4 protein-coding genes and 1 riboswitch are annotated in these 6,826 nt (G+C 50.7%); all 4 genes read right to left on the bottom strand.

Going from position 1 to position 6,826, the window contains the following annotated elements:
- Window positions 1-385: 385 nt before the first annotated feature.
- The 4 genes from HMPREF1640_RS04890 to HMPREF1640_RS04875 all read right to left on the bottom strand — a co-directional run bounded on the left by HMPREF1640_RS04890 (window position 386) and on the right by HMPREF1640_RS04875 (window position 6,752).
- Window positions 386-1,438 carry a hypothetical protein gene (locus tag HMPREF1640_RS04890; RefSeq protein ID WP_036892883.1) on the bottom strand — a complete coding sequence of 351 codons (1,053 nt, stop codon included), beginning with the start codon at window positions 1,436-1,438 and terminating at the stop codon, window positions 386-388.
- Window positions 1,439-1,629: 191 nt separating this feature from the next.
- A complete protein-coding gene (gene pnuC, locus HMPREF1640_RS04885) occupies window positions 1,630-2,211 on the bottom strand; it encodes a nicotinamide riboside transporter PnuC (RefSeq protein WP_036892904.1) in 582 nt (193 codons plus the stop codon).
- Between the two features lie 165 nt (window positions 2,212-2,376).
- On the bottom strand, window positions 2,377-4,764 hold the full coding sequence (locus tag HMPREF1640_RS04880) for a TonB-dependent receptor (protein ID WP_036892882.1): 2,388 nt from the start codon (window positions 4,762-4,764) through the stop codon (window positions 2,377-2,379).
- 26 nt (window positions 4,765-4,790) lie between these two features.
- A riboswitch (TPP riboswitch) is annotated at window positions 4,791-4,888 on the bottom strand.
- A gap of 208 nt (window positions 4,889-5,096) precedes the next feature.
- A complete protein-coding gene (locus tag HMPREF1640_RS04875) occupies window positions 5,097-6,752 on the bottom strand; it encodes a fumarate hydratase (RefSeq protein ID WP_036892881.1) in 1,656 nt (551 codons plus the stop codon).
- Window positions 6,753-6,826 lie beyond the last annotated feature (74 nt).

Here is a 6,826-nt window from a genome sequence, read left to right as displayed (position 1 = left end):
AATTGACGCTTGATCGCGTCTTGTTTAGACACTGTACGGATGGTGAATGGTGGCTAAACGCGCGCCGTTTGGAGCTTAATCGCAAGACGAATAAGGGCTAATCGCGGTCTCGAAAAGCCGCTCCAACGACATGGGCAAGGAGTTTTTGTCGTAAGAGGTTGATTTGCTGGCATTTGCAAAAAGGGCTAAAATTTTAAGGATTTCAAATAAAAAGCCTTTGCTTTGCTGTCTGGAGTTGCCCGGAATGATATTTGTTCGATTTTTTCAAAAAGGTAGATGGGTTTGGCAGTCGAATTTTTTCATTTCGCGTTGGTGTCATGCCAAACTTTGGGGCATGGCACCAACGCATGCCTTGGACATCCGCTTGGAATGATGCTTGCCAATGCTATAACATGGTATACATATATGTCGCCACGTCTTCCCAAGTCTCGTCCATCTTTTTTTTCTTGTGGAGTGGTATGCCGCATCTCTCACAAAAGTGTTTCAACAGGTTGTATGTCTTGTCTCCGGCCGTTTCGATTCCCTCGGGCCTCATGCCGATGTCGCATATAGTCTCACCCAGCTTGTTGAGCGTGTCTTCTGCGTCGATATTGATGTCTTTGCCCATGATGGGGGTGGCATAGCCATCTTCTTTGCCTACAACCAGTAGCAACTGGGGATATATTGGTGTAGAATGCTGGTCTGTTAATGCCGGTTGGCGCATATGCAACATGCGGCAGCACAATGGTTGGCCCATGGGCAGTTTCTTGACGCGGTGCGCCATGATGTCATTGTCAAATCGAGCCATGGGATATTCCTCGTCCTCGAAAGCCGGAAGTTGGATGGCGCTCCATTCATATCGCTCCTCGCCTGTGGGAACAAGCAGTGGCGCTGTCTTGCCGCCATGGTAGCCGGGATAGTCGCCTTCGGGGCCAAAACCTACGTTTTCGGACGGATGTTCCGTCATGTACGATGCCAGGAACGCGGTGGCTCGCATGGCCTCGGTCATGTTTTGGGCGTCTTGCTTGTCGGTCATGCGCCAAGGCGCGTGGTTTGGTTTATACTTTATGAAATTGGGCCAGCCGTTTTTTCGCGGTATGGTTTGGTTGGTTTGTTGCGAGAATTCCCTGATGCGTTTCTTGTCGTTAGCCTCTATGTCTTTGGCCGCGTCGAACGAACATACTATATAGTCCAACGACGTGATGTTCTCGAGAAATTCGTAGTGTGGCTCTTTTTGAATCGTCAGGCTTCGAAGGTAGCTTGAGAATTGCTTTCGTCCGACGTACAGGCCAAGTCCATGCATGATGCCGGCCTCACCCATGACAGAGCAATAGCCTGTCTCCCCACATGATAGTTTCACGGCAAAGATGTTGTAATCGCCCAGTACATTCCAAGGTTCTTGCTTCCTGAGCGCAAACGCGGCTTGAAGCATGTCGTCCGTGAGGATGTTTTTTTCCATTTTTGTTTTATTTTTTTTATGACGTTGGCATGGCGCGTTTTGACTTGTGGAGAACCGCGCGCGCGGACATGCCCATATGCAAAAATACGCATTGTTTGGTGAAAACAATGCGTATTGGGCAACAAACTTTCGTTTATTTTTTTTTTATTTCATTTTGCGCCACTCCTCTCTAACGGTTGGGTGCGTGCGCGTCATGCTTCGCGGTGAGCTTGCATGTCGCGCCGCCATTTAAGATAACCGAAGATGGCTATTGCTACGTACAGGCCGTAGAGCGAGGCTTTGAATGGTATGCCCTTGTGGAAATAGAGTGCGCAAGTCACCACGTCCACCACTATCCAGATGAGCCATTGCTCAAGATATTTGCGCGCCAACGCCCATATTCCGACGAAACTTAGGGCCGTGGTGAATGCGTCGGCCACTGGCACGGTGGACCCTATCCGCGTGAGCCAATACCACAATATGAGCCAAATGGCGAGGGTGCCGAGTGTCCACGGCAAGATAAGGTTGCGCTTGAAGTGGGTGACGGGCAACTGCTCGCCTTGCCGCTGATGTTTCTTTTTGCCGAATTTCCAAGTCCAAAAACCGTAGATGGTCATCGCGATGTAATAAAACTCCATGGCGCAGTCGGCGTAAAGCCCTTTCTCGTAATAGAGCGCGACGTCTAATGCTTGCATCGCGAAACCAACGATCCAAAGCCAAATGGATGCCTTGCATTCCAGCAGGATGTAGGCTAAGCCGAGAATGGTGGTGGTGATGTCGAGCCAATGTGCCATGAAAAAGGTGATCCATGGGTCGGAGTGAGTGTAAATGTCGAGCGTGTATAAGACAAATTGCATGTTAGGGTTATTGGGAAATCACAATTTCACAATTCACGAATTATGTTTTGAAAGCGATAAATCGTGAATTGAGAATTGTGAAATCCGGTTTTTGACACTTCGTTAGAAACGCAGCGCCACGCTGCCCAGCGCCGTGAAGCCTGCCATGGGTGTATAGCCCATTTGGTAGTAACGGTTGCTCTCCGGGTGATCTTGGCCTACGATAGCGGAGTAGACCCACGCTGATGAGGCATAGTGAGCGTTGAAGATGTTGTTAAGGTTCATGCCAAATACCACTTCTTTGAGCGCTGATCGGTTTTGGGGCAGCTGCCATGTGTAGCTGAGCCTGATGTCTGTTTGGCTGTAGGCTGGCAACGACCGGTCGCTGTTCTCGGTGTTGTCCACATACTGCCGGCTCACGAAGTTGGTATGCCAAACGGCTTGCATGTTGGCGTAGTGGAAATCGACGAATCCGTTGAGGATGGCTGATGGCGAGAAGGCCAACGTGGAGTTGTCATAGTGTTTGACAGTAGGAGCTATTTTTTTCCAATTTTTGTCACGCGTCTCGATGACCTCGTCGAAGTCTTTTATTTTGTTCATGGACAGGGCTGCGTTGCCTGCGATGGAGAGCCATGCGAGTGGGGCGCAGTCGGCTGTCAGTTCAACGCCGGTGCGATAGCTCTTGGCTATGTTTGTGGTGAGGTTTTCGCCAATGTCGCTCTGTGCGCCGGTTTGCACGAATTGGTCTTTGTAGCCCATGTAGTAGAAGTTGACCCCGGCATGGCAGCTCGTGCCGCTGTAATTGTAGCCTGCCTCGAAATCGAGTAGGCGCTCGGCTTTGGGCGCTGGGTAAGAACCGTTGTTGGTGAAGTTGTTGCGCTCGGGTTCTCGGTTGGCATAGGCCGCGGAGAAGTAAGCGTGGTGACCGTTTTGGTGAAAACTAACGCCTGCTTTGGGGTTGACGAAGTTGTAGTGTTTGTTGATATTGAGTTGCTGGTTCTTGAAAGTGCCGTCCTTTTGCTTGTAGAACCTGTCGTTGATACCGTCTGTGGTGTAGTCCACATGGCGGTATTGCACGTCGGCAAAGATGTCGAAGACGGGTGTAATCTTGTAAGTCTCTTTGATGTAAACAGCGTAATCGTTCTTTTTTGCGTCAGAATCGTAATATTTTTTTAGTTTTGTATCGTAGGGGGCCGTGAGCTGTATATTTTGGCTCTCCTTGGCGTGAATGTAATCTATAAAGCCATAGTGGTTGCAACGGAACTGCTGGATATTGGCCCCGAAGATAACGTCGTTGTGCTCGTCGGTGTAGTTGCTGTTGTAAACCAAGCCGTAAGCGTGCTGTGTCAATCCTTTCCTACGTACGAAGTCGGCTTTCTTTATCTGTTTGCTTGTACCGTTGTCATTGTAGTTGGCGACTATGCCAAAGTATTCGAACTTCTTACTTGGGCGAAACTCCTCGTAGTAACCATGCCCATATGTGTAGTGCAGGGCTGCGTTGTGGGTCCATCGCGCGGAGGGCTGCCACGTGGCAGAGAGTATGTTGTGGTCTTGCGTGAAGTTGTCGGTGGTTTTCTCCCACAATTTACCGTCGCTCATTTTATAGCGCGAAATGCTCCATCCTCCTTTCCAATCGGGTTTGAAGGCCTCGTACAGGCTGTTGTAACGTCCCAGCCCTCGGTCGTACATGTCTTTGTAAGTTTTCACGCCATCGTAGCTGTTCATGCTGTAATCGCCATTTCCCGCGGTTACGCCGCTCCATGCCTGGCCGGTGCGTTCGTAGTTTCCCACGTTTTTATAGCGCACGGTCAGGTTGTTGCCCAACCATGTAAGTCCGCCATAAAAAGAGCCGGAATTGCCGGATGTGCCATGAACAAAACCGTCTGTTGTGGTGTGATGGTAGGCTCCATCGGCGATGAGATGTCCTAAAAGCAAGCCGGAGGAGAAGTTCAGACCCATGTTGGCGGTGTTGTAGCTGCCGTAAGAGCCATTCACCTCAAGGCTTGGTTTCTCGCTGGGGGCGGCCATGTTGAGCGATATGGTGCCACCAAAGGCGCCGTCGCCATTGGTTGACGTGCCGATGCCGCGTTGGATTTGGGCGGACCCCAAGAGCGCGGCGTATGAGTTCATGTTAGCCCAAAACACGGTCTGGTCTTCGGGAGAGTTGAGCGCTACGCCATCGAGCGTGACGTTGATACGGCTGCCTGCCGCTCCACGAATGCGCATATAGGTGGATCCAGTGCCCACGCCGTTCTCGCTCCAAGCGAGTATTCCGGGCGTGCGAGCAAAGAGTAGCGGAAGCTCTTGGCCGGTCTTGGCAAAGTTTCTCAATGTTTTTTTGTTGATGTTTGCAACGGCAAACGGCGCGTTTTTTGATGCGCGAACGGCTTTGACAGTCACTTCTTGCAGAACGGCCAGCTTCATAGAGTCTTTGCTTTGTGCCCGACTGTTAAGAGGCAAGGCGATGCATGCTGCCATGGCCAATGATGAAGTCCAAATCAATTTTTTCATTGATGTAATGACATTAAATATTAATAAAACAGGGGATTTATCCTTCCTACGCCGGCATTGTCCGGATCAGGTTACAGGGTATGTTCTCAGCCGTCTAATCAGACAAGCACCCCTTGAATAGCATTTTGTTATCCATGCGCAAAGTTACCTAATTAATATGTAATTGTGCAATAATTTGTACAAAAAGAACAAAATCGCGTCGCTCGTCTGCCTATTTAGCCTGTCTCTGGCCATGTGTCTCGCAAGACTAACTGCATTCAAAAAAAAGAGCCCATCCCGACAGTTGTTATGCTGTTGGGATGGACTATCGTAAAGATCTAATTAATGAGATCTTATTTTTTCACTCCGCAGTTGTTGCAGGTGGGTAATTGTTTGAAGAAGTCGTTACCCTTGTCGTCCACGAGGATGAAAGCCGGGAAGTGCTCTACCCTTATTTTCCAAATGGCCTCCATTCCAAGCTCTGGATATTCCACGCACTCAATGCTCTTGATGCTGCTCTGCGATAGCACCGCGGCCACTCCGCCAATGGTTCCCAGATAGAAACCGCCATGCTTTTGGCATGCGTCGGTAACCACCTGCGTGCGGTTTCCTTTGGCTATCATCACGAGAGAGGCCCCATGGTCTTGAAATTCGTCTACGTAAGGGTCCATACGGTTGGCCGTCGTTGGTCCCATGGAGCCACAAGGCAATCCCTCCGGAGTCTTTGCCGGTCCGGCGTAGAGAATGGGATGGTCTTTGAAATATTGTGGCATTTCCTCGCCGGCGTCAAGGCGAGCCTTGAGCTTTGCGTGCGCGATGTCGCGCGCTACGATGATGGTGCCATTGAGGCTGACGCGTGTGGACACGGGGTATTTGGTAAGTTCGGCTCGCACGGCGTCAATACCTTTGTCGAGGTCAATATCTATGCCCTCGGCGCCTTCTCCCGGTTTGCGATATGCCTCGGGTATGAGCTCTGATGGGTTGCAGTCCATTTTCTCTATCCAAATGCCGTCCTTGTTAATCTTGGCCTTGATATTGCGGTCGGCCGAGCAGCTCACGCCCATGCCGATGGGGCAGCTGGCTCCGTGGCGCGGCAACCTGATGACACGGATGTCGTGCGCCAAGTATTTGCCGCCAAATTGTGCGCCAAGACCTATTTTTTGCGCTTCGACCAGCAGTTTCTTTTCCAGATCTATGTCTCGAAACGCCCGTCCGGTCTCGTCTCCGGTGGTGGGCAGCTCGTCATAATACTTGATAGAGCCGAGCTTCACGGTGAGAAGGTTTTTCTCCGCGGACGTGCCGCCGATGACAAAACATATATGATAGGGTGGGCAGGCCGCCGTGCCGAGGCTTCTCATCTTCTCAACGAGGAATGGCATGAGCGTTCCCTCGTTTTGGATGGTGGCCTTTGTCATGGGGTAGAAATAGGTCTTGTTCGCGGAACCACCGCCCTTTGCCACCATCACGAAGCGATACTCGTCTCCCCCTGTGGCCTCGATGTCTATCTGGGCGGGCAGGTTGCAACGGGTGTTCACCTCATCGTACATGTTCAACGGGGCGTTTTGCGAATAGCGTAAGTTGTCTTGCGTGAACGTGTTGAAGACGCCTCGGCTCAACGCTTCCTCGTCCTCGAAGTCGGTCCAGACGCGTTGTCCTTTTTCTCCGTGTATGATAGCGGTGCCCGTGTCTTGGCAAAAGGGCAGCACTCCCTTGCACGCTGTCTCCGCGTTTCGCAAGAACTGAAGGGCCACATATTTGTCGTTTTCAGACGCCTCGGGGTCTTCGAGGATCTTGGCCACCTGCTTATTGTGTTCCCGACGAAGCATGAATTCCACGTCGTGAAAAGCTTGTTGGGCCAACAATGTGAGCGCCTCGGGGGTTACTTTCAAAATTTGTTTGCCATCAAATTCGGCCGTGCTGACCCCCTCTTTGGTCAGGAGCCGATACTCTGTTTTGTCCTCGCCCAATTGAAACATGGGCGCATAGTTGAATTCTAATGGTTTTGCCATAAGTATAAAGTTTTTGTATATAGTTTAAGTGTGTACGCTTTATGATGCCCTTGTTAAAGTCGTGGCTCGAAAAG

It is taken from the genome of Prevotella sp. S7-1-8, from assembly GCF_000758925.1.
Classification (GTDB): domain Bacteria; phylum Bacteroidota; class Bacteroidia; order Bacteroidales; family Bacteroidaceae; genus Prevotella.
This window is presented reverse-complemented; position numbering and strand designations above follow the sequence as displayed.